Raw genomic sequence first — 22,269 nt, 5'->3', positions numbered from 1 at the left:
GCCATTGTCGGCGATGCAGATGATGATGTGGCCGCCTTCGTGATAGGCGGACAGGCGAATGGTGCCCTGCTCGGGCTTGCCGCTAGCGACCCGCTCGGCGGTGGTCTCCAGGCCATGATCGGCGGAGTTGCGCACCATGTGCGTCAACGGATCCTTGATCAGGTCGAGCACCTGGCGGTCGAGCTCGGTGTCGGCGCCGTGCATCTCCAGCTCGATCTGCTTGCCGAGTTCGCCGGAGAGATCGCGGACGATGCGCGGCAGCTTCTGCCAGGCATTGCCGATCGGCTGCATCCGCGTCTTCATGACGCCTTCCTGCAGCTCGGCGGTGACGTTGGAGAGCCGCTGCAGCGGCACCTTGAACTCGGTGTCCTCGTTGCGCCTGGAGATCTCGAGCAGCTGGTTGCGGGTCAGCACCAGCTCGGAGACCATGGTCATGAGGTGTTCGAGGGTATCGACATTGACCCGGATCGACTGGTTGGCGATCTTGTCGCCTTCCTGGACAACATCCTCGGCGGCGGCCTTGCGGGCCGGCTTCTTTGCAGCCTCCGTCGGCTCGGCAGCAGGCGCTGCGGCGACAGGCTTCGCGACCGGCGCAGGTGCCGGTGCAGCCAGTTCGGTCTCGGTCTCGCGGAAGGCGCGCTCGAGCTCGTCGAGCGAGACCTCGCCCGGACGCAGCGGACGCTCCAGCGTCTGCACCACCAGCGTGCCTTCGGTCATTGCCGCCTGCACGGATGGAGATTCAACGACTGGCATATCTTCAGCAGCAGTCTCGCCGGCAGCCATCGCGGCCATGCCGTGCTCGACCATCGCCTCGAGCTGATCGATCAGATCGCGGTCGTTACCCTCGGGCTCGGCCTCGGTCGCCTCGAGTCCGCCGAGGATCTCCTTGATGCGGTCGATCGAGGACAGGATCAGCGTCACGGCCTCCGCTTTCACCGGCATGCCGTCGCGGAACTTGCCCATCAGGGTCTCGCCGGCATGCGCCAGCGCTTCCAGCCGCGGCAGCCCGAGGAAGCCGCAGGTCCCCTTGATGGTGTGCACAAGGCGGAAAATGTTGTCCAGGATCTTCGCGTTGTTCGGATCCTGCTCGAACTGCACCAGCTGGTTGTCGACCGTATCCAGGCTCTCGCTGCTCTCCGTCAGGAACTCGCGCAACAGATCGTCCATGAAACCAACCTTCGAAAAACGCCGAAACGCTGCGGCGCGCGACATCGACGCGCCGGCCGGAACTTAGGTCAGCTTCTCCGCAAAGCGTTTAAGTTTGGTTGAGTAATTGGAAAAGAACGGGATCAACAAAGAGATAAGACCGCACGATCGAATCGCGCGGCCGGTCGTAACCTTTGCTTAATGATGTTCCCGCGGCCGCGTTCAGGACGCCAGGATAATGACCTTGTCGCCGTCGAGCGCGAGCGTCACTTTCAACCCGCAGGCATCAGCCAACAGCCGCGTGTAATGCGGCTGCACGGCATGTGCATCGACCGTGTTCGACGAGCTTGCATTGAGCAGGTCGACGATGTTCTGCGGCACCCGCGCATGGAGGCCCGCGGCCAGGATGCGGAAGCTCATCGTCTCACCCTCGCCAACCGGATCGATGGTGAGCGTGCCGCCGCGCGGGATGGTCTGCTGCGCGATGACCAGCATGTTCAACAGCAGCTTGACCCGGTTCTTGGGCAGCAGCAGCCGCGGCAAATTCCAGGTCAGCGTCACCTTGCCGTCCTCGATATGCCCCTTCGCCATGTTCTGGGCATCGCCGAGGTCGATCTGCGCGCCGGAGGAACCCGCGGCACCGAACGCCAGCCGGCAGAACTGCAGCCGCGCCGAAGCGGTCTTGGCGCTCTTGCGGATCAGATCGAGCGCGAACTCGCGGTCTTCGGGCTTGGGATTGTCGTCAAGGACCTCAAGTCCATTGACGATCGCGCCGACCGGGCTGATGAGATCGTGACAGACCCGCGAGCACAACAGCGCCGCGAGTTCGAGTGCATCGGGAGCGGGACCGGGAGACGAAGTGCCAGACATCAATTGTTTCCTGGAAAGCCGCACGCCGCGGGAGGAGTGCGAATCACGCATGCCTGTGGGCTTGATACACCGCTCAGACGGATGCTGCCAGCTTGCGGCGGGACTGATAAAGCATGATCCGGAACAGCGGAAACCGGTTTTCCGAAAAGATCATGCTCAAACAAGGGGATGAGATCGCGATGCGATGCCTTGCATCGCATCGTGATCTCAGGGAATACAAACAGGATATGAGACCCGCCCATGAATAAGGCACAGCCGTCCCTGATCGGCTGCGAAGCTGCCGCCACGCTGCTCGAATCGCTGACCGAACTGGTGATCCAGGCCGGCGAGGCTATCCTTGCAGTCAACCGGTCCGCCATGAACGTCACCGGCAAGAGTGACGGATCGCCGGTCACCGAGGCCGATCTCGCCGCCGACCACATCATCGTCGAAGGGCTGACGCGGCTGACGCCGCATGTGTCGCTGCTGTCGGAGGAGCGCGTTCATCTGGCGACACCGCCCTACAAGGACAGTTTCTTCCTGATCGATCCGCTCGACGGCACCAAGGAGTTCGTCGCCGGCCGCAACGAATTCACCGTCAATGTGGCGCTGGTCACGCAGGGCATGCCACTGCTCGGCATCGTCGGTGCGCCCGCGCTGGGGCTGATCTGGCGCGGCATCGTCGGCAAGGGCGCGGAGCGATTGACGCTGCAGAATGGCGCGGTTTCGCAGGCGGTGCCGATCAAGAGCCGTCCCTGCCCGCCACGCGGCGCGCCCTGGACCGTTGCGGTCAGCCGCTCACACGGCGATGCACGCACCGAAGCCTTCATCGACGAACGCGGCGGCGCGGTCCGTGCCGTGCTGGGCTCGGCTGTCAAGTTCGGCCGTGTCGCCGAGGGCGAGGTCGATATCTATCCCCGCCTCTCGCCGACGTCGGAATGGGATGTGGCGGCCGGTCACGCGGTCGTCGTTGCGGCCGGCGGCAAGGTGACCGATTCGAACGGGCGCCCATTGCATTTTGGGTTGGGCCGCGAAGACTTTCTGGTGCCGGAATTCATCGCGTGGGGCGACCCAGCCGCGGCGGCATGATTACTGCGCGAGACTTTCTTCCAGCTCCGGCCACCGCGCCGCGGCTTCCTTCAGGAAGCGCGCGGGATCGGCGGCGAAGGCATCGCGGCTATGTTCCCGGTTGAACAGATAAAGCCTGTTGCCGACGACGGCCCAGAATCGCGGATTGCCGGCGCAGGTCACACCCCGCACCAGATCGGTCGGATCGTAGCCGCCGAACTGCGGGCCATAGATTTCAGGATGCGCGACGAACGAAGCGCGGTTGCCTTCGTTGCGGAAGCGCCAGACCGCGCCGCTGTCAGCGGCCTCGTATTCCGGCCGCCCCTGTGTGGCCGCAGCATCGGTGAAATAGGCGACGGGATCGAATCCCTCGATCGCAAGGCCCGAGTAGCGGTTCGTCACCACGCGCTCGGTCGTCGTGGCCTGAACAGGCAAAGAGGGCCCGATGGCCGTCAAAATGCCCGCCAACAGGCCGAAAAAGGCCATGCCCCGGCACGATCCATATCTTTCCTGCCGTTGTGCCGTCATAGTTGATACCGATAACATCCGAGTCGAGGGGACACTGGGCGCAACCTAGAGCCGTGCCTGTTGGCATCAGGTTAAAGGGCAACGCCCGGATTTCGATAGCAGGGGTTCTTTATGACTTTCGCATCACGCCTTGCCGCGGTCGCGTTCGCCGCGCTGATGTGCTGGAGCGCAGGGGCGTCCGCGCAGCAGGGCCCACCACCGCAATATCCGCCGCCGCAGCGTGAGCCGACACCGTATACTTACGGGCCCGACGAACTGGTCGGCGCCGGACACAAGTTCTTCGGCAACGTCTCGCGCGGGCTCGCCTCGGTGATCGAGCGCGCGGTCAGCCAATGGGGCCTGCCCAACGGCTACGTGCTCGGCGAGGAAGGCTCCGGTGCTTTCGTGGCCGGGCTGCGCTATGGCGAAGGCACGCTCTACACCAAGAACGCCGGCGACCTCCGGGTCTATTGGCAGGGTCCTTCGGTCGGCTTCGACTGGGGCGGCGACGGCGCCCGCACCATGACGCTGGTCTACAACCTGCCCTCGACGCAGGCGATCTATCAGCGCTTCGTCGGCATCGACGGCTCGGCCTACATCGTCGGCGGCTTCGGCATGACGGCGCTGACCGCCAACAACATCGTGCTGGTCCCGATTCGCTCGGGCATCGGCTTGCGGCTCGGCGCCAGCGTCGGCTATCTCAAATTCACCCCGCGCGCGACCTGGAACCCGTTCTAGGTCGCTGCGCCGATCGGGTGATTGCGCCGGGCGCTCCGGGACGGTTAGCGATTCAGGTTAACGCGGCGAACGGGCTGGCCTTTGGCCGGCCCGCCGTGGCATTGTGATTAACAAATCCTTCTTTCCTTCTGCTTTCTTTGGAGTGACCCTTCATGATCGAGCCGATCATGTACGCGGCGATCGGTTTCCTGATCTCGATGCTGTGTGGCCTGATGATCGTTCCGCTGGTGCATAACCGGGCGGTGCGGCTGACCACGCGCCGCATGGAGGCGGCGACCCCGCTGTCGATGGCCGAGATCCAGGCCGACAAGGACCAGCTCCGCGCCGAGTTCGCGATGTCGGCCCGCCGGCTCGAGATGAGCGTCGACCAGCTCAAGAGCAAGACCACGAGCCAGCTCGCCGAGCTCGGCAAGAAGACCGATGCGATCAACCGCATGAAGATCGAGCTCGGCGAGAAGAACGCCGCGATCTTCGCGCTGGAAGCCCGCGAGAAGGCGATGAAGGAGCAGCTTCGCGCCACCGAGGAAGAGTTTTCCGCCAAGACCGAGCTGTTGCGCAACGCCGAGCAGGCGCTCACCGACAAGCAAAGCGAGCTTGGCAAGATCAATGCCGAGCTCAGCGATCGCGCGATGACGGCGGACAGCCGCCAGGTCGAACTGGTCGCGGTGCGGACCCAGGTCGAGGAGTTGAAGAACCGCGTCGGCGATGCCGCCAGGGAGTTCGCGGCAACCGAAGCCCGCCTCACCCAGGAGCGCAGCCAGTCGGAAACCGCAACGCGCGATCTCACCGACGCGCGCGGCCGGGTCGAGAATCTGAGCCAGCGGGTCACCGATCTCGACCGCCAGCTGATCGCCCAGGTCAAGGAAGCCGAGATGCTCGGCAACCGCGTCACCGACCTCGAGACGAGGCTTGCGACCCAGGGCAAACTGCTCGCCGAGCGCGAGTTCGAGAACGGCCAGCTCAAGCAAGCCAACGCCGCCGCCGAGCGGACGCTGCAGGAGCTGCGCGAGGAGGTCACTGCGACAAGCGGCGGCAAATCGTCCGTGCTCGAGAAGCTGCGCCAGGAGAAGGCTGCCGTCGAGGAGCAGCTGCGCATCGCCCGCGACGATCGCGGCAAACTGCAGCGCGACATCAACGCGATCCAGCAGCAGGCCGAGAGCTCCTGGGCGACCGAGCGGATGGAGAACGCGTTGCTGCGCGAGCGCATCAACGACATCGCCGCCGAGGTGGCCAAGCTCGCGATCCAGCTCGAGGGCCCCAATTCGGCGATCGAGGCGATGCTGGCGGCGGAGCCGACCGTGCCGGCCAAGGCGGCCGCCAAGCCCGCCAACGGCGTCGCAAATGGCGTCCCGCCGGGCAGCGGGATGCCCGAAGGCGGCGGCACGCTCGCCGAACGCATTCGGGCATTGCAGTCACACGCCTCCCGCGCCCGCCAGCAAGGCGCCTGATTCCCGCAGGGTTTGGCTTGACACCCCTACCCGGCACTTCGTAAATCGCACGCTCTGACGAAGCGCCCATTTTCGATCGGCCGGCAACGGCCCTTGGTACGTCAGATCCCGGACGCATAGCTCAGCGGGAGAGCGTTCCCTTCACACGGGAGAGGTCCAAGGTTCGATCCCTTGTGCGTCCACCATTCCCCTTCCTGAACCGCCGGGTGCGGACGATTGTCGACATTCCGGCGCCCTTCGGGACCGCCTCATCAAAAATGTCGAAAACAACCCCATGCAAAGTAGCCGACACGATAGCGGCGGCTTCACTGCCGCCGGCGGTGCGGGGCGGATGACGGCTTGGTGTTGCGCCGGCCGAGTTCGCCGAGCAGGTCGCGAACCGCGCCGTCGAGTTCGTCGGGCGGCGGGGTCGCTTGATCGGCGGATTGCGTGACGGTCGGCCGATACCAGCCGCGGGCGGAGATGTCGTCATTCGCGGCGCGGACCGTCGGCGCTTGAACCCGCGGCGGAGACCGCCGTCTGCGGCGAGAGATCAGCTCGCGCACGCCGTACCCCGATACGAAGCCGATCCCGGTGACCAGCACGACAATCAGCAATTCCAGCATTGTGTCGTCCCACCATCGCCCTGCCGCAATGCAATAAGCGCGACAATGCGGCGGCGGCTTGACCGGGCCGGTTCCTTTTCACTGTGCCGAGCACAACGCTGACCCTCGGAGTCGTACGGGGTTTTGTTTGCAGGCCTCCTCGGCTACCTTCCCGGAACTCGCGGAGGCCGGGACGTCCCGATGCGCAAGGGCAACGACTACATTCTGAAGCTGCGGCCTTGGTCATTGTCGACGTTCGTCGTCGCCCTGCTGGCCGTGGTGTTCGCCACCGCGACGCAGGAGATGTTCGCAAGCTTCGGCATGCAGTTCTATTTCGCGGCCTTCGTGCCGGCGATCCTGATCGCCGGACTGATGGGCGGCGCGCCGGCCGGCGCCTTTGCCACCATCATCACGGTGCCGATCGTGTGGTGGGTGTTCATGCCCCCCTATTTCGAGTTCGCCTGGCCGACGGCCGACGATTATGACAGCATCGCGACGTTCCTGCTGTCGAGTGCGCTCCTGCTCGGCTTCTCGCAGCTCTACCGGGAAGCGCTGGCCATTTTGCGGAAATAGCTGACCGGCGCAGGCCGCGACCGCCCGCCGGCGCCGGCAAGCCGGTTGCCTGCACGGATCGCTTGCCCTCAGATCCCGAACATCCAGACCGCAACGATGGTAGCCAGTGTCGCCAGCCCGCTGATGGTCCAGCCCACCGTGTAGAAGGTATCCTCGGGGGCGGTGTCGAGCACCGTATTGGTGGTTTCCGTCATTGACCGCCAGCGCATGGCGTCTCTCCTCGGAACTCCTGCCCAGCGACATAACGCGGCTCGAGGTTCCCGGTTCCGGCCCTTTCGCGCCGATTGCGCCGTTCACGCACAGCTCACGGACTGCTGATCGCCGCCGCGGAACCTGCGACATTCTGTCCCGTTGAGGGGCGCCGGAAACCAACTTGGGAGAACCATCCGATGCGAACACTGATCCTCGCCGCCACGGCGCTTGCCTTCGTCTCGTCCACCGCGCTCGCGCAGGACAAGGCCGCCAGCCCGGCCCCCGCAGCGCAAAGCGGCGACACGGCGACCAAGAGCGAGGCGACCAAAATGGCGCCGAAGAAGAAAGCGAAGACCGCCAAGAAATCGAGCGCCAAGGGTGGCACCAAGGCTGGCGCCGCCACGACCGGCGACGACGCGGCCAAGCAATAAACAGAAACAATCGTGGTCACCGATCACGAATCTGGCGATCACGGAAAAGGCCGCCCGAAGGCGGCCTTTTTGTTGCTGTCTCGGTGCGGATGCCGCCTCGCCCATCGCGTCGCGATCAAATGCGCCGGCCGCTTGGGGCAGTGAGTGTTGGGGCCGTGAGAACTGAATTCAAGTGCGGGAGAGGGAGCGAAAGAGGCGCAGAGCCGATAATCCGCACCGCCATTGGATCGTTCTGAAAATTGACCACCAGCTCCAGAAATTGCTCCACCTCCCGCACCTTCTGTTGTGACGCGCGTGCAGCGGCAACGCATGATCCAAACGGGCTATCACTGCGGTGCGTCGGAAGATTCATCGACAGGCCTAATGCTGAGCGCCGCCGTCGCGCCTGCCTGCGAGCCCGCTCTCGCGTATCCGCGCCGCAAACCAGCGCGACGTGGCGCTGTCGACGGCGCCGCCGGCATAGATTTCGGAAAAGCTCACGCCGTGCTGTCCGACGATCACCAGAATGCCCATCGCATAGGCAAACCACACATTCGGATCGGTCAGCGCCTGCAGCTTGCGTTGATCGTGCTCGAGCGGCTGGTGGTTGCTGTCCTTGCGCAGCTCAATGGCCAGCAGATTGTTCGGGATGTCGCGCTGATGCACGACGATATCGGGATAGATCGACTTGCCGAGATGGTCATCGGTCGAGCTCCCCGAGCCACGCGGCAGCCGCAGCGTGCGCTCGCCGAGCCGATCATAGTTGCAGTCGATCTGCCAGCCGGGAAACTGCCGCTCGACATAGACCGCCAGCCGGTGAGTGAGCGTTCGCTCGCCGAGATCGCGCTCCAGCAGGAATGTCTCCTGCGCGTAGAATTCCTCGATCGCGGCGATCACCTTGTTCAGCTCGGTCTGCATTGGCGCCTCCGACTGGACTAAAGCGCGATGAGGTCTGGTTGATCCATCATCGCGCTTTGGCTCTTTTGTTTGAGCATGATCTCCGCGCAAACGCATCGCGCTTGTCGCAGGGAAAACCGCTTCGCACTTTGCGCTAACGCGGCCGTTCCGGTCCGGATCCTTCTCGGCCGCGGCCCCGCAACAGCGCTGCTACACCTGCACTTCGATCAGCCGCGGGCCCGGCTCGGCGATGGCTTCCGCCAAGGCCTTGTTGAACTCGTCCGCGGTGGTCACCGCCCGGCCCGGCACGCCCATGCTCTTGCCGAGCGCGACGAAATCCAGCGTCGGGCTGTCGATCCTCAGCATGTCCTGCGCCCGCTTGCCCGGTTCGCCGGCGCCGACGCCATCGAACTCGCCGCGCAGGATCTGGTACATGCGATTGGCGAACACGATGGTGACGATGTTGAGCCCTTCGCGCGCCTGCGTCCACAGCGACTGGATCGTGTACATCGCGCTGCCGTCGCCGACCATGCAGATCACCTTGCGGTCCGGACAGGCGATCGCGGCGCCGGTCGCGACCGGCGTCGAATAGCCGATCGAGCCGCCCAGGTTCTGAATCCAGTCGTGCGGAGCGGCGCTCGCCGTCAGCGGAAAGAAACCGCGCCCGGTCGTGATGGATTCGTCGACCAGGATGGCATTGTCAGGAACCGCAGCCGCGATCGCCTGGGCGATCGACGCGTGGTTCAAGGCACCCGTCGGCTTCACCAGTTCGACGGTAGCCTGCGGCTTCACATCGGCCGGCTTGGCGCCAACCGCCGAGGCCAGCGCCTGCAGCGCCGCCACCGAATTCTCCCCGCTCGAGGTCATGCGATGCACCTCGCATCCCTCCGGCTTCAGCAGGCTCGGCTTGTTCGGATAGGCGAAGAACGCGACGGGTTCGTTGGCTTCGACAAGAACGATGTGCCGAAAGCCCTTCAGCGCCGCGAGCGCCAGCTCGACCACGTAAGGCACCCGCTCGATCGAAAACCGCCCGCGCCCGCGCGCCATCCGCGGGCTCGCCAGCTGACCCATGACCTTGCAGCCGGTCTTGCCGGCGATCTGCGCCGCCAGCGCCAGCCCCGGCTCTGTCACCGCGCTGCCGGTCATCAGCAGCAATGTCGGTTCACCGCTGCGCAGCACCTTGGCGGCGCTCTCGACGGCCTGTGGCGAATAGTTCCGGCGCTGCGATTCCACAGGCACCTGGGCCACCCCGTCGGCCTCGTTCCACGCGGTGTCGGCAGGCAGGATCAAGGTCGCAACCTGCGGCGGTGCGCCGCTGGCCGCGGCGATTGCGGCGGCGCCATCACGGGCGACCGACTTGGCGTCCGGCGAGGTGCGCACCCAGGCCGACATCGGCCGTGCCAGGCCTTCGATGTCTGATGTCAGCGGTGCGTTGTATTCGATGTGATAGGTGGCGTGCTGGCCGACGATGTTGACGATGCCGGAATGCGCCTTCTTGGCGTTGTGCAGATTGGCGAGGCCGTTGGCAAGGCCGGGCCCGAGATGCAGCAGCGTCGAGGCCGGCGTTCCCTTCATGCGGAAATAGCCGTCGGCCGCACCGGTCACCACACCTTCGAACAGGCCGAGCACGCAGCGCATGCCGGGCACCTTGTCCAGTGCTGCGACGAAATGCATCTCCGAGGTGCCCGGATTGGTAAAGCAGACGTCCACGCCGCCCGCGACCAACGTCCGCACCAGACTTTCCGCACCGTTCATGCTCACGCTCCCGTTTCGAGATGTTCTTGAGATCGTTTCAGAGCATGATCCGATTGAAGCGGACCATGCTGGTATCCCTTGTTTGGTCGCGTTTCTTGACGCGAACCGGTTTCCACTTCGCTGGAAAACGCTCCAGATCAACCATTCTTCGTCCGCTTCGTCAAAGGTTTGGCGGGACAATGCAGGTATCGCTTCCGGTCTGTTGCCTTTTTAAACCGTCTTGCTCGAAAGTGCTTAAAGTCACGGCTTCGTCGCTTGCGAAAGGCCGGCGATTGTGGCCTTTTTGGCTGCATATTTGATTGTTCGCGAGGACGATGACGATGCGCCCGATTGCCTTGATGTTTGCCGCGCTCACGATCCTGGCAGGTGCCGGCCAGGCCCAGGCCCAGCTCTTCGACTCCCGGGGCTACCAGTCCGAAGCCCCGAGCTTCTTCGGTGGTGGCGGCGCCAGCCCGATCCCGCGCACCACTGTCAACTACGAGACCAACTATGCCCCCGGTACCATCGTGGTGAACACCGCCGAGCGCCGGCTTTATCTGGTGCTGGCCAACGGCCAGGCGCTGCGCTACGGCATCGGCGTCGGCCGCGATGGCTTCCGCTGGGGCGGTGTCCATCGCATCAGTGCGAAGAAGGAATGGCCGTCCTGGACGCCGCCGTCGGACATGCTGCGTCGCCGCCCCGATCTGCCGCGCCACATGGCCGGCGGCATCGAGAACCCGCTCGGCGCGCGCGCGATGTATCTCGGCTCGACGCTGTATCGCATCCACGGCTCGAACGAGCCCGAGACGATCGGCCAGGCGGTCTCGTCGGGCTGCTTCCGCATGACCAATGAGGACGTCAAGGACCTCTATGATCGCGTCTCGGTCGGCGCCACCGTGGTGGTGAAGAACTGATCGCGTCGATTTCGACGGAACCAGGCGCTGCCATCCGGCAAGATCGCTGATCTTGCCTTGCGCTGCCGGGCGCATTGCGGCAGCGTGGTTCGAATGCGCCAACCTTGCTCGCCGATCCTGCTGCTGCTCGCCGCGGCGCTCACGCCCTCGCTCACCGACGCCATCGTACCGGCGACGGGTGCAGAGATTCCGGCCATCACCTCGCGCCAGCGCAACGAGAAGAAGGTCTTTACCGACGCCGAGATCCTCGAGGGCTTTCTGAAAACCGCGTTCGGCGCCGAATATCATCTCGCCGGCCGAGTCGACCGCATCCGCAAATACGACAGACCGGTGCGCGTGTTCGCCGACGGCAACCGCGCCGACCGCAAGGTCCAGCTCGCCAAGGTCATCGCCGACATCCGAGCCAAGGTACAGCATCTCGACATCGCGATGACCGAGGACAACGACGCGGCCAATGTCGTGGTCAAGCTGGTGCGCGACCGCGAGCTCTATCGCACCATCGCGACCTTCTACGGCCAGGAGCGCGCCAAGGAGATCCGCACCTCGCTCGACCCGCAATGCCTGTCCGGCTTCCGCAAGAACGAGAACTACGAGATCGAGCATTCCGACGTCATCCTGACCGTCGACAATGGCGATTTCGTCTTCCTCGACTGCGCCTATGAGGAGCTGCTGCAGTCGCTCGGCCCGATCAACGACACTGCGACCGTGCCGTGGACCATGTTCAACGACAGCGTCTCGATGGGCTTTTTCGACGTCTACGACCAATACCTGCTCAACCTGCTCTACGACCCCCGCATCAAGCCCGGCATGAACGTGCAGGAGGTCAAGGCCGCTCTGCCCGAAGTGCTCACCGACGTCCGCGCCTGGGTGGCGAAGGTGAACCATCTGGAGTGAGGGTGGCTACGATCGGTGCATTGTGCTCGTCAGAAGCACCGCTGTCGTCCTGGCGAAGGCCAGGACGACGATGAGGATAGGTCTCGACTCCACCGGTCAAACAGCTTGTTCGGTGTCATCACCCGCGCATGCGGGTGATCCAGTATTCCAGAGAGAGCAGTGCTTGAGCCGAGAAGCCGCGGCGTACTGGATCGCCCGGTCGAGCCGGGCGATGACAGTTGTGAATGAGGACGCAGCTTCGCATTCTCGCGCAACACGCGCGTAAGAGACGCACCAGCGGCAGGGTTCCCTCCCCCTTGACCTTGCCCCTGCGGCCGCCTCCATAGAGGTGCGGTCAGACCATGCGAGGTGATTCGATGAATGCTCCTGCTGCCCGTTTCCTCAGCCCGTCCGAAGCTGCAAGGCAGCTCGGGATATCGGCGAAAGCGCTGCGCCTCTACGAGGAGCGCGGCCTGATCGCGCCCGGCCGCACGCCGGCTGGATGGCGTGCCTATGGTGTGGCCGAGATGGCGCGCGGCGCCGAGATCGTCGCGCTCCGCGCGCTCGGCCTCAGCATCAATGAAGTGGCGCGAATCCTGAGCGGCGACGCCGTCATCCTCGATCGCGTGCTGGCGGCGCACGAGGCCTCGCTCGAAGCGAGCATTCGCCAGTCCGGTGACAGCATCGCCAGGGTGCGCCAGCTGCGCGCCGACCTCGGCCGCGGCAAGGTGCCCGAGACGAGCGATCTCATCGGAGCGGTCAGGGCGCGGCCGGCGATCGGCATCGCGTTCGATCTGCCGTGGCCGTGGGGCGGCGAGCGCTTCGAGTTGCGCGACATCAAGCTGCTGAACTACATCGTCGGCCCGCTCGGCAGCGGCAAGACGCGCCTCGCGCAGCGGCTCGCCGAAGTGCTGCCCGACGCCAGCTTCATGGGGCTGGAGCGCACCGCCGACGGCGGCGCGGCGGTTCGCGCGCGGCTCGCTGCCGACCCGGCGCACAAGGCGAGGGTCGAGGCCAGTCTTGCCGGCCTCCTCGCCGACGGCGCGGTGGACTCGGCGGCGCTGACCACCCTGCTCGCCGCACTCGAGGCCGACGGCGGCACCATCCTGGTGATCGACATGCTCGAGCACGGGCTCGATGCGGCCAGCCAGGAAGCCGTGATCGCGTATCTGCGCCGCCGCGGGCCCGAGGCGCGGCCGCTGTTCTTCCTGACACGCTCCAGCGCGATCCTGGACCTCGACGCGGTCGGCGACGATGAAGCGATCATCCTGTGCCCCGCCAATCACAGCCGGCCGATCTGCGTCACGCCCGTGCCCGGTGCTCCCGGCTTTGAAGCGGTCGCGACCTGCCTTGCCTCTCCGGAGGTGCGGGCGCGCACCGCAGGCATGGTTGCGTGGCGGCCATCCTGATTTCTCGCATTGGTTGTATTATAATCACGCGACAAGGTCGGATGCGCGGCAGGAAATGTGTGCTATAAGCTCACACAATGACCGAGCTTCCCCGTACCCAGGCCTTGCGTTGCTTCATCACGGTTGCCCGTGAGGGCACTGTATCGCGCGCTGCAGCGATGCTGAAACTGACCCAGCCGGCGGTCAGCCTGCAACTGAAGGCGCTGGAGGAAAGCACCGGCTTGCTGCTGTTCAACCGCACACCCAGCGGCTTCACGCTGACCGAGGCGGGCGCGGCGCTGCTGCCGCTGGCGCACCGGGCGGTGGCCGCGGCATCCGACTTCAAGGCGATGGCGGACTCGCTGAACGAGGCGCAGCGCGGCACGCTGCGCGTCGGCACCATCCTCGACCCCGAATTCACCCGGCTCGGGCCGTTCGTGCGCAGCCTTGCGATGTCCTCGCAGCGCACCGAAGTGTTTCTGCGCCATGGCGTCAGCGACGACGTGCTGGCGCAGGTCGGCCGCGGCGAGCTCGACGTCGGCTACTATGTCGACGCCACGCCGCCGGAGCAGCTCCATCAGAGCTTCACCGAACGGACCATCGCCGACGGCCGCTACCAGCTGGCGCCGCTGCTCAGCTACCACTACCGCGTGATCGCGCCGATCGGCTGGCGGGACCGGGTGATCGGCAAGGGCTGGGCCGAGCTCGCCGAACTGCCCTGGCTCGCGACACCGCCGCATTCCGGCCACCGCCGGCTGCTCGACGACATCTTCCGTCCGCTCGGCGCCTTGCCGAAGCGGGTCGGCTACACCGATCAGGAAGAGGCGATGATCGACTTCGTCGAATCCGGCCTCTGCCTCGCCCTCGCGCGCGACAGCGTGCTGGCGCCGCGGATGGCGCGCCCGCATCAGTTCGTGGTCTCCGACAAAGTGAAACTCAGCTGCGATCTCTCTTTCGCCTGCCTCGCCGCCCGCCGCCAGGAGCCGGTGATCGCCCACGCCTTCGCAGCCGTGCGCGCGGTGTGGAATATCAAGCCGGCGATCGCCGGCGCCGGCGCGACCCGAACGCGCAAGGTCGCGAAGAACGTGTGACGCGAACGCTCGAAGAACCGCGCTCCCCGGTTTGAGCTTACTTAGAAGCGGTAGTCGAGAATTGCCGGAAACAAATCATCCAGGCATCGTCGGCCTTATAACCTTGGATTTTGAGCCGGCAAGTCGTGCTATTCACGTACCTCTGATCAACGCGGCCGCCTTGGAAAGGGCTACGGCATGACGTCGTTAGTAGAGAAAATCACACTCGCAATTGCCGCATTGCTGATATCGATCCCGATTGCTGCGCGAGCTCAGTCGACTGATCCAGCCACTGAGAGGAACGCAATCGACAAGCTGATGCATGAATATTTTGAGACGTACAGCCGCGGCGACATGGCTGCAGTGGCACAAGACATCAGCATTCCCTTCGTCATAGCAGGATCGCAGGGCTTCACCGCCTTTTCGACGAGGGATGAAGCGATGGATTGGTACAAGAAGTATCGCGAAGCGGCGGTCAAGCAGGGATATGCAAAGACGGAGTGGATTGATTTCGGAGTGAAGCTCCTTGGCCCTACGCATGCCATCACAGGTGGTACATACGTGCGTTACAAGTCGGACGGTAGCGAGCTTAACAGATCAGGCGGGACCTATTTGTTGAGCAAGATAGATGGCGCCTGGAAGATTGGTGTGAATTTGGGTTATCCCGCGAAAGATGCCTTTCGATTCGAGTAGCTGTGATCGCCCGCAGGATACAGTCAGCAAGATAGCTTGAGCAGGACCGGTCGGAGATATTGGCCGTTACGGCCCGTCACACTATGGTGTGACGCTGGGGGTTGTTGCCCGGCGTGGACGGCAGCGGAGCGAGAGACGGTTTCGTGAGAAGATATCGAAGCTCGCGCATCACCGCGTTCTGCGCCGCGCTTGCGATGCTGGCGCTGGATCAGCTGACCAAGCATTGGGCCCTTCGATCGCTGGAAACCGGCGCCACCGTCAAGCTGCGCGGCCCCGTTGATCTCACCCTCATGTTCAATCGCAGCAACGCTTTCGGTCTCGTTCCCGACTACGGTGCGTTGTCGCGGTGGGTGCTTGCGTCCGTCGGCCTTGCCGCAGCGGCGGCCCTGCTTGGATTGATCCTGTGGCGATCGACCACGACCATCAACGCCTTCGGATTCGCCTTGATCGGCGCCGGCGCCGCCGGAAATGCGATCGACCGTCTTCGATTGGGTGCCGTCGTCGATCTGTTCGATGCCTCGAAACTTCGATTTGTCTGGATCTTCAACGTCGCCGACGTTTCAATCGATTTGGGAATCGCGCTCATTTTGCTTGCTATGCTGCTGCCGCCGCCGGAAGCGCCCAAGGCAGAGGCAGCAGGCCTCGGCGACAGCTAGGCTGAAATCCTAGGCTGCGGCGACCAGCGGCCGAATCATCTCCGCCATTGCCGGCACCAGCGACGGCGCCTCGCAATCCTGCAGAGCGAGCTCGTTGACGAGTTGGCGCAGCTTTGGCGGCAAATCGGCGTAATCGCCGCGCAGCACGTAGCGCAGCCGCTCGCCGATCTCTTCGCAGATGGCGCGCGCGTGCTCCGCCGCGATTTGATGATGCTCAATCATGGACGTGCACCGCTTGCGACGAGCGCGCGCCGTCCAACTGCACGCCTGCAACCACGGATCCCGCATGCCGAGATGCGATCAAGACGAGGATCCGAACAATGCTGAACATGGTTCGTACTCCCTTTTCCCGCTCTTCATTAACAGGAGGACGTTGCCGCCCGATTAGGGAAACTGGTTCCCGCGACCTTTACGGGATTGGTAAACGCGAGGTTCAGAAGTGCGCCGCAGCCGCTGGTGGCGCGGCCATCCGGGCCTGGCGGCACGCGCCCTTCCAAGGCGCCGCCCGGATGTCCCCAATCAGGGGGACAGACGCAGCAGGCGGAATCAATATGATGCGAAACCGGACGCCGGTCGGCTATCATCGGCCGCACTGACACAAAAAGAACCTGCTGGGAGGAATTGCAATGAAGCTGGCCATGGCCGGACTCTGGGTACTCGCGGGCGCGCTGCTGGTTGCGCCGGACGCGCGTGCCGACATCAAGGTCGGCGTCGTGGTGTCCGGATCCGGGCCGGGCTCGGCGCTCGGCCAGCCGCAGATGCGCACCATCGCTGCGCTGCCGAAGGAGATCGGCGGCGAGAAGGTGGTCTATATCGCGCTCGACGACGAATCCGATCCGACCAAGGGCACGCAGAATGCCCGCCGCCTCGTGATCCAGGACGGCGTCGACATCCTGATCGGCTCCTCGCTGACACCCGTGACCATGCCGATGCTCGACGTCGCCTTCGAATCCAAGACGCCGATCATCTCGCTCGCGGCCGCGACCGCGATCGTGCGGCCGATGGACGAGCGCCGCCGCTGGGCGTTCAAGGTGGTCCCCAATGACGACCTGATGGCGGCGGCGATCCTGAAATACATCGCCAAATCCGGCATCAAGACCCTCGGCTATATCGGCGTGTCTGACGGCTATGGCGAAGGCTACTACAATGAGGTGTCGCGGCTGGCCCCCACGCTCGGCCTCACCGTCACGACGCATGAGGTCTATGCGCGCGCCGACACCAGTGCGATGGGCCAGGCGCTGAAGGTGATCGCGACCAACCCGGAGGCCGTGTTTATCGCGTCCGCCGGCACGCCTGCCGTGCTGCCGCAGGAGGCGCTGCGCAGCCGCGGCTACGCCGGCAAGATCTTCCAGACCCACGGCGTTGCGTCGGAGGAGTTCATCAAGCTCGGCGGCGCCAATGTCGAGGGCGCAATCTTCACCGGCGAGGCTTTCACGATCGCCGACGATCTGCCGGCGGGCGATCCGTTCCGCCAGGCGCGCGACGAGTTCGTGTCGTCCTACGAGAAGGTCAACGGGCAAAAGCCGAACATCTTCGGTGCCCATCTGTGGGACGCCGTCACGCTGTTCAAGCGCGCCGCGGCAAGCGCGCTGAAGACAGCCAAGCCCGGCACGGCGGAATTCCGCGCCGCGCTGCGCGACGAGCTCGAGCGCGGCAAGGACGTCTACCTGAACAACGGCCTCTCGACGATGAGCCCGACCGACCACAATGGCTATGACGAGCGGTCGGCGTTCCTGATCAAGGTCGAGGGCGGCAAGTTCAGGCTGGTGAAGTAGCGGTTGGAAAATGGGTCAGTCGCCGCCCCAGCGCCAGCGCGGCGGCTCGCCTTTCCACCAGCACACCGCGAAGAGCAACATGCTGAGCACAGCCACATAGGTGATGAAGCGCGCCGGAGACTGCGGCAGGTTCACAGCGCCGCCGACCGCGACCAGCGCCACGAATCCTGCCAGAACCGACCAGCCCTGCCAGTTGTTCGGAGGTCCCCAGCCCCAGCCGTAGCGCTTGGCGGGAAACCAGTATCCGTCGTTACGCGGCATGGGAATTGCTCCAGTCTCGAAATCCCAATTCCGAAAATCGTTGGCTTCACACCTTGCCCTTGCCCGATCCGCAGATGCTCTTCAGCGCCTGCCATTCGGCTGATGACAGCAGCGGCTGGCCGTTGGCCGGGCCGGCGGCATCGGCCTTGTCCATGCGTGCGAGGCGGTCCTCGGTCAGCGGATGGCTGGAGACCAGCGAGAGCCCCTTGCCGCCCTCCTTGCCGGTGACGCGGAACATCAGTTCACCCGTCGGCTTCGCCGGACGGCCGAGCTTGTGCATGGTTTCGATCGCAAAGGTGTCGGCATTGGTCTCGGCGTCGCGCGAATAGGACGACGTCACCAGCGAGCGCGAGGCGAACACCAGCGCGCCGGACCCGGTGATGTCGCCGAACAAGAGCCCGATCAGGAACGAGGTGCCGCCATTGTGGATCAGTTCGCGCATGCTGTCGCGATGGCGGAGATGGCCGAGCTCGTGCGCCAGCACGCCGGCGATCTCGTCGGGGTTCTCGGCCTTCTCCAATAGCCCCTCGAACAGATAGACCTTGCCGCCCGGCAGCGCGAAGGCGTTCGGCACCGAGGTCGCCAGCACGCCCGACTGCACCGAATTGTCGAGGCCCGCGGTCTCCCGCAGCTTGCCGACCAGCTTCTCGAATGCCGCTTGTCCTGCCACGTTGCTGCACGGCTTGCCGTCGAACACCACCTTGACCTGCGCCTCCGCGACGTCGCCGAGACGGCGTTCGAAGGAATCAGGCACCAGCGGCGTCAGCCGCTCGGCAGCGAGCGGCACGCCGAACAGCACCACCAGCACGATCGAGACTGCGGCCGCGAGCGACCAGCCGACGATGCCGGCGACGCCCTTGCGGTTCGGCAGATCCTGCTCGAGCCTGTCGCAGCGCGCGACCAGCGCCGCCATCAGCTGCGCGTCGCGGATTTCGAGCCGCGCCAGACTGGGTGCAGTCAGGCAGCTCAGCCGCAACAGACCGGACGGGCTGTCGGAGCGGCGGATGTCGGCAAACACCCAGCGCGCGAGCAGCTTGCCGTCTTCCCTGATGTCCAGCGCATCGGAGAGTTTGAGCGCGACGAAACGCCGGCGGCTCGATGCACCGTCGAAGAACACCGCGCCCGGGACCGGCGGCGCCGCCGAATTGGCCTGGCTGACATCGGTTTCCATGGCGCTAGAATCCCGCGACGTCGAGGCCGTCGGCAAAGCCTTCGCCGAGCGCATTGGCGAGCTCGCCGCGCGCGGTGACGTTGGCCGCCGCCTCGATGTTGTGCACGATGGTCGACGACAGCACCCGGACCCAGAGATCGCGCATCAGATAGACCCGCATCACCACATTCATCGCGAGCGCAAGGGCAAGATAGCCGATGCCGGGCAGGACCATCAGGGGAATGCTCCTGGCAAACGCCTCGGTCCTAAAGAAGTCCGCGATCGAGGAGCCGTTGATGCTGGCGGCCAGGAAGATGCAGAGCGCGAGATAGGCCGAGAACAGCGTGCCGAGCAGCATGGCCCAGCCGATCACCTTCCAGTACAGCCCGATCAGCGCGCTGCGGCGCATGGTGGATTCCAGCCTGACCTCGCCGAAGCGAATGCCCGACAGCCACCAGCGCCACTCGATCGCCTTGAACGCGGCATAGGCGAACGGACCGAACACGGTGACGAGTGCGAACGGCATCAGGGGCCAGAGCCACCAGCCGCGCTTGAAGAAATCCCAGCCGCGGCCCTCGAACGAGCCTTGAAGATCGCCGTAATAGGAATGCCGCATCTTGTAGCGCTCGAGCGCCGCCTCGCGCCATGGCAACGCGAGGCCGAGCGTGATCACGACCAGCAGGCCCCATAGCGAGGCCTTCAGCGCGTAGATCCAGCCCGAGCCGCTCATCCAGAAGCGGACGCCCCGCCACACCGTGCGGGTCAGCCGATAGCGCCGCGCGCGATAGATCGCGAACTGGCCGAACAGATAGAAGAAGGCAACCAGCGGCAACGAGGCGAACGCCTTGAGATGCTCGGCCTCGATGCCGATCAGGAAGTATCCGAGATAGATCGGCATCAGGATCGCCAGCGCGACCAGAAAGCCGATCATGAGCTCCTTGCCGCGGCCGGTATATTCCGGCCCATCGCCGTCGATCAGGGTGTTCGACCAGAGGTGACGGCGGATGTCGGTGGTGAGCCAGAACCGGTAGAAGCCGAGCGTGACGAGTTCGAGCCCTGCGCCGCGCGCGACCAAGCGGAAGAACTCGTTCCGGCTCCCTGAAAACGCCACCGGCATCGGCGGCGGAACCGGTTGCGGGGGCAGCTGCGGCGGCCCCGGCGGGGTCCAGCTCATGTCGTTCACGGGGTAGCTCCAGGACGGGACAATCTCTGCGCATCAAAAGCACAGGTTTGTCGCTGCGAGTGTGATCCAGGTTTCACAGGAGGTCGAGTGCGCGGGCGCCGGATTTGGCCGGTTGCGGTTGGCGTTGCCTTAACGGGACTGCTGGAGATCGGCCGCCAGCCGAACTGCCGCCCCTTTCCCGCCCCCGGGTCACGAGCTTCGAACCCAAAGCGGCAATTTGCCGACTTAACCGACAGGCCGAACGGCAGAAAGGCCGCCGCAGGAGCAAGGAAATCCCAGCGATGATCAAATGGATATTGTCGGCGTGCTCTTTGGCGCTGACCGCAGCTCCCGCCGCTGCCGTCGATGTGCGGCTGGATTCCTATCGCAATCCGAAGAATGAGAACTTTCGCATCTTTAATCATATGTACCTGGACGGCGTGAGGGGCGGCCTGATGGCTTCCAATGCCTGGCTGACACGGCATGGCGGCCGATTGCTGTTCTGCATGCCGGGCGACCTCGCGCTGACCAGCGAACAAACCGAAGAGATCATGCTCAAGTCGGCCGACAAGCGGACCGCGAAAGGCGAGGTGGCGGTCGCGCTCCTGCTGCTCTGGGGCATGCAGGACACCTACCCCTGCGAAAAGCCCGCCAGCCAACAGACGGCGCCCGCACCGGCCGATTAAATCAAACGCCGTTTCAAACGGCGTTGGCCGCCGCCCCGCCCGTCCATCGCGGGAAAAGCCCGGATTCGGCCGCTTTGGCCTGACATCAATGCGGCCAAATGCGCGTTGAGAGCCCTTGCGCAAACTGCGGAATGAGAATGTAATTCGGTAAAACATGCCGCGCCGGCAATGCCCCGGTCGCGAAACGGTTGAGGAGCCGCTCATGCACGGGACCATCGATCTGGTCGACGACACCAATCTGGATGCCGCACGCGAACGCGCCAACACGCTTCCGCTCGCGGACTACGATCCCGGCCATCCCGAGCTGTTCAAGACCGATACCTTCTGGCCGTATTTCGACCGGCTGCGCCGCGAGGATCCGGTGCATTACTGCAAGGATTCGATGTTCGGTCCGTACTGGTCGATCACCCGCTACAACGACATCATGGACATCGAGACCAACCATTCGGTGTTCTCCTCGGCCGCCTCGCTCGGCGGCATCACTATCCGCGACGTGCCGCCGGACCTGCGCCGCGAAAGCTTCATCGCGATGGACCAGCCGCGCCATTCGGCGCAGCGCAAGACCGTGGCGCCGATGTTCACGCCGACGCACCTTGACGAGCTCGCGACCAATATCCGCAACCGCTCGACCGAGTGCCTCGACAACCTGCCGCGCGGCGAGGTGTTCGACTGGGTCGACAAGGTCTCGATCGAGCTGACCACGCAGATGCTCGCGGTGCTGTTCGACTTCCCGTGGGAAGACCGCCGCAAGCTGACCCGCTGGTCCGATGTTGCGACCACCCTGCCCGGCGCCGGCGGCCTCGTCGCTACCGAGGACGAGCGACAGGCCGAACTGATGGAATGCGCGACCTATTTCGCAAGGCTGTGGAAGGAGCGCGCCGACCAGCCGCCGAAGAGCGACCTGCTCTCGATGATGGCGCACAGCGACGCCACGCGGAACATGGATCCGAAGAATTTCCTCGGCAATTTGATCCTGTTGATCGTCGGCGGCAACGACACCACCCGCAACACGCTATCCGGCAGCATCTACGCGCTCAGCAAGCATCCGGAGCAGTACCGCAAGCTTAAGGAGAATCCGGCGCTGATCGACAGTTTCGTGCCCGAGGTGATCCGCTGGCAGACGCCGCTGGCCCATATGCGGCGCACCGCGCTCGCCGACTTCGAGTTCCGCGGCCGCCAGATCAAGAAGGGCGACAAGGTCGTGATGTGGTACGTCTCGGGCAACCGCGACGAAGAGGCGATCGAGAAGCCCTACGAGTTCCTGATCGACCGCGCCCGGCCGCGCACCCACATCTCGTTCGGCTTCGGCATCCACCGCTGCGTCGGCCTGCGTCTCGCCGAGCTGCAGCTCAAGATCATCTGGGAGGAGATCCTCAAGCGCTTCGACACGATCGAGGTGGTGGAGGAGCCGCAGCGGGTGTATTCCAGCTTCATCAAGGGCTACGAGACGCTGCCAGTGCGCATCGCCGCCTGAGGCCTCGCCAGCCAACCGGGA

At 64.7% G+C, this 22,269-nt stretch carries 25 protein-coding genes and 1 tRNA gene; 15 read left to right on the top strand and 11 right to left on the bottom strand.

The window, feature by feature from the left end; all coding sequences use genetic code 11:
* Together BraRD5C2_RS38550 and chpT are read right to left on the bottom strand one after the other, a co-directional pair.
* Positions 1-1,167, bottom strand: a 1,167-nt coding sequence (locus BraRD5C2_RS38550) for a chemotaxis protein CheA (RefSeq protein ID WP_223977587.1), incomplete at its 3' end; no start/stop codon positions are given.
* A 201-nt stretch (positions 1,168-1,368) separates the two neighbouring features.
* Complete coding sequence (gene chpT / locus BraRD5C2_RS38545) at positions 1,369-2,016, bottom strand: histidine phosphotransferase ChpT (RefSeq protein WP_223977585.1); 648 nt, start codon at positions 2,014-2,016, stop codon at positions 1,369-1,371.
* Between the two features lie 240 nt (positions 2,017-2,256).
* Here chpT and cysQ point away from each other — a divergent pair, with 240 nt between their 5' ends.
* The gene (cysQ, locus tag BraRD5C2_RS38540; RefSeq protein ID WP_223977583.1) at positions 2,257-3,084 is read left to right on the top strand and encodes a 3'(2'),5'-bisphosphate nucleotidase CysQ; all 828 of its coding nucleotides are present in this window, start codon (positions 2,257-2,259) and stop codon (positions 3,082-3,084) included.
* Here cysQ and BraRD5C2_RS38535 read toward each other — a convergent pair whose 3' ends face one another.
* Positions 3,085-3,549 (bottom strand): YHS domain-containing (seleno)protein, encoded by a 465-nt coding sequence (locus BraRD5C2_RS38535; protein ID WP_097677238.1) that lies wholly within the window; start codon positions 3,547-3,549, stop codon positions 3,085-3,087. It lies immediately after the preceding gene.
* A gap of 153 nt (positions 3,550-3,702) precedes the next feature.
* Here BraRD5C2_RS38535 and BraRD5C2_RS38530 point away from each other — a divergent pair, with 153 nt between their 5' ends.
* The 3 genes from BraRD5C2_RS38530 to BraRD5C2_RS38520 all read left to right on the top strand — a co-directional run bounded on the left by BraRD5C2_RS38530 (position 3,703) and on the right by BraRD5C2_RS38520 (position 5,941).
* Positions 3,703-4,308: a DUF1134 domain-containing protein gene (locus BraRD5C2_RS38530; protein WP_223977581.1), complete on the top strand. Its 606-nt coding sequence runs from the start codon at positions 3,703-3,705 to the stop codon at positions 4,306-4,308.
* Positions 4,309-4,460: 152 nt separating this feature from the next.
* Positions 4,461-5,756 (top strand): coiled-coil domain-containing protein, encoded by a 1,296-nt coding sequence (locus BraRD5C2_RS38525; protein ID WP_223977579.1) that lies wholly within the window; start codon positions 4,461-4,463, stop codon positions 5,754-5,756.
* A gap of 110 nt (positions 5,757-5,866) precedes the next feature.
* A tRNA-Val gene (locus tag BraRD5C2_RS38520) sits at positions 5,867-5,941 on the top strand.
* 120 nt (positions 5,942-6,061) lie between these two features.
* Here the strand turns inward: BraRD5C2_RS38520 and BraRD5C2_RS38515 are convergent.
* A complete protein-coding gene (locus tag BraRD5C2_RS38515; RefSeq protein WP_223977577.1) occupies positions 6,062-6,361 on the bottom strand; it encodes a hypothetical protein in 300 nt (99 codons plus the stop codon).
* 180 nt (positions 6,362-6,541) lie between these two features.
* Between BraRD5C2_RS38515 and BraRD5C2_RS38510 the strand changes: the two genes are divergently transcribed.
* Positions 6,542-6,913 (top strand): DUF4118 domain-containing protein, encoded by a 372-nt coding sequence (locus BraRD5C2_RS38510; RefSeq protein ID WP_223977575.1) that lies wholly within the window; start codon positions 6,542-6,544, stop codon positions 6,911-6,913.
* Between the two features lie 68 nt (positions 6,914-6,981).
* Here the strand turns inward: BraRD5C2_RS38510 and BraRD5C2_RS38505 are convergent, their stop codons facing one another.
* Positions 6,982-7,122, bottom strand: a complete 141-nt coding sequence (locus tag BraRD5C2_RS38505; RefSeq protein ID WP_171947715.1) for a hypothetical protein — start codon at positions 7,120-7,122, stop codon at positions 6,982-6,984.
* Positions 7,123-7,302: 180 nt separating this feature from the next.
* On the opposite strand from BraRD5C2_RS38505, the gene BraRD5C2_RS38500 reads away from it, so the two are divergent.
* On the top strand, positions 7,303-7,536 hold the full coding sequence (locus tag BraRD5C2_RS38500) for a hypothetical protein (RefSeq protein ID WP_223977572.1): 234 nt from the start codon (positions 7,303-7,305) through the stop codon (positions 7,534-7,536).
* A 360-nt stretch (positions 7,537-7,896) separates the two neighbouring features.
* On the opposite strand, the gene BraRD5C2_RS38495 is transcribed toward BraRD5C2_RS38500, so the two are convergent.
* Together BraRD5C2_RS38495 and BraRD5C2_RS38490 are read right to left on the bottom strand one after the other, a co-directional pair.
* Positions 7,897-8,433: a hypothetical protein gene (locus BraRD5C2_RS38495; RefSeq protein ID WP_223977571.1), complete on the bottom strand. Its 537-nt coding sequence runs from the start codon at positions 8,431-8,433 to the stop codon at positions 7,897-7,899.
* Positions 8,434-8,622: 189 nt separating this feature from the next.
* A complete protein-coding gene (locus tag BraRD5C2_RS38490) occupies positions 8,623-10,167 on the bottom strand; it encodes an acetolactate synthase large subunit (protein ID WP_212319540.1) in 1,545 nt (514 codons plus the stop codon).
* 320 nt (positions 10,168-10,487) lie between these two features.
* Here BraRD5C2_RS38490 and BraRD5C2_RS38485 point away from each other — a divergent pair, with 320 nt between their 5' ends.
* The 6 genes from BraRD5C2_RS38485 (at position 10,488) to lspA (ending at position 15,740) form a co-directional block, all read left to right on the top strand.
* Complete coding sequence (locus BraRD5C2_RS38485) at positions 10,488-11,060, top strand: L,D-transpeptidase (RefSeq protein WP_374708099.1); 573 nt, start codon at positions 10,488-10,490, stop codon at positions 11,058-11,060.
* Positions 11,061-11,153: 93 nt separating this feature from the next.
* Entirely contained in the window at positions 11,154-11,954 is an 801-nt protein-coding gene (locus BraRD5C2_RS38480; protein ID WP_223977566.1) for a DUF2927 domain-containing protein, read from the top strand.
* A 356-nt stretch (positions 11,955-12,310) separates the two neighbouring features.
* Positions 12,311-13,342, top strand: coding sequence for a MerR family transcriptional regulator (locus BraRD5C2_RS38475; RefSeq protein WP_223977564.1), 1,032 nt, complete (start codon positions 12,311-12,313; stop codon positions 13,340-13,342).
* A 77-nt stretch (positions 13,343-13,419) separates the two neighbouring features.
* Positions 13,420-14,412, top strand: coding sequence for a LysR family transcriptional regulator (locus BraRD5C2_RS38470; protein WP_223977562.1), 993 nt, complete (start codon positions 13,420-13,422; stop codon positions 14,410-14,412).
* A gap of 177 nt (positions 14,413-14,589) precedes the next feature.
* On the top strand, positions 14,590-15,084 hold the full coding sequence (locus BraRD5C2_RS38465; protein WP_223977560.1) for a DUF6841 family protein: 495 nt from the start codon (positions 14,590-14,592) through the stop codon (positions 15,082-15,084).
* A gap of 143 nt (positions 15,085-15,227) precedes the next feature.
* Entirely contained in the window at positions 15,228-15,740 is a 513-nt protein-coding gene (gene lspA / locus BraRD5C2_RS38460; RefSeq protein WP_223977558.1) for a signal peptidase II, read from the top strand.
* A gap of 9 nt (positions 15,741-15,749) precedes the next feature.
* Here the strand turns inward: lspA and BraRD5C2_RS38455 are convergent, their stop codons facing one another.
* Positions 15,750-15,962, bottom strand: coding sequence for a hypothetical protein (locus tag BraRD5C2_RS38455; protein ID WP_223977556.1), 213 nt, complete (start codon positions 15,960-15,962; stop codon positions 15,750-15,752).
* 404 nt (positions 15,963-16,366) lie between these two features.
* Here BraRD5C2_RS38455 and BraRD5C2_RS38450 point away from each other — a divergent pair, with 404 nt between their 5' ends.
* On the top strand, positions 16,367-17,515 hold the full coding sequence (locus tag BraRD5C2_RS38450; protein ID WP_223977554.1) for an ABC transporter substrate-binding protein: 1,149 nt from the start codon (positions 16,367-16,369) through the stop codon (positions 17,513-17,515).
* 15 nt (positions 17,516-17,530) lie between these two features.
* Here the strand turns inward: BraRD5C2_RS38450 and BraRD5C2_RS38445 are convergent, their stop codons facing one another.
* The 3 genes from BraRD5C2_RS38445 to BraRD5C2_RS38435 are packed head-to-tail and all read right to left on the bottom strand — an operon-like array spanning position 17,531 to position 20,100.
* Positions 17,531-17,776, bottom strand: coding sequence for a hypothetical protein (locus BraRD5C2_RS38445; RefSeq protein ID WP_223977552.1), 246 nt, complete (start codon positions 17,774-17,776; stop codon positions 17,531-17,533).
* Between the two features lie 46 nt (positions 17,777-17,822).
* Complete coding sequence (locus BraRD5C2_RS38440) at positions 17,823-18,947, bottom strand: M48 family metallopeptidase (protein ID WP_223977550.1); 1,125 nt, start codon at positions 18,945-18,947, stop codon at positions 17,823-17,825.
* A 4-nt stretch (positions 18,948-18,951) separates the two neighbouring features.
* On the bottom strand, positions 18,952-20,100 hold the full coding sequence (locus BraRD5C2_RS38435; RefSeq protein WP_223977607.1) for a DUF898 domain-containing protein: 1,149 nt from the start codon (positions 20,098-20,100) through the stop codon (positions 18,952-18,954).
* 290 nt (positions 20,101-20,390) lie between these two features.
* Here BraRD5C2_RS38435 and BraRD5C2_RS38430 point away from each other — a divergent pair, with 290 nt between their 5' ends.
* Together BraRD5C2_RS38430 and BraRD5C2_RS38425 are read left to right on the top strand one after the other, a co-directional pair.
* Positions 20,391-20,774: a hypothetical protein gene (locus BraRD5C2_RS38430; protein WP_223977547.1), complete on the top strand. Its 384-nt coding sequence runs from the start codon at positions 20,391-20,393 to the stop codon at positions 20,772-20,774.
* Positions 20,775-20,976: 202 nt separating this feature from the next.
* Positions 20,977-22,248, top strand: coding sequence for a cytochrome P450 (locus BraRD5C2_RS38425; RefSeq protein ID WP_223977545.1), 1,272 nt, complete (start codon positions 20,977-20,979; stop codon positions 22,246-22,248).
* Positions 22,249-22,269 lie beyond the last annotated feature (21 nt).

The sequence above is a fragment of the Bradyrhizobium sp. RD5-C2 genome (genome assembly GCF_019972155.1).
Classification (GTDB): domain Bacteria; phylum Pseudomonadota; class Alphaproteobacteria; order Rhizobiales; family Xanthobacteraceae; genus Bradyrhizobium.
Note: the sequence above shows the minus strand (reverse complement) of the source record. Positions and strands in the feature narration are given on the sequence as shown.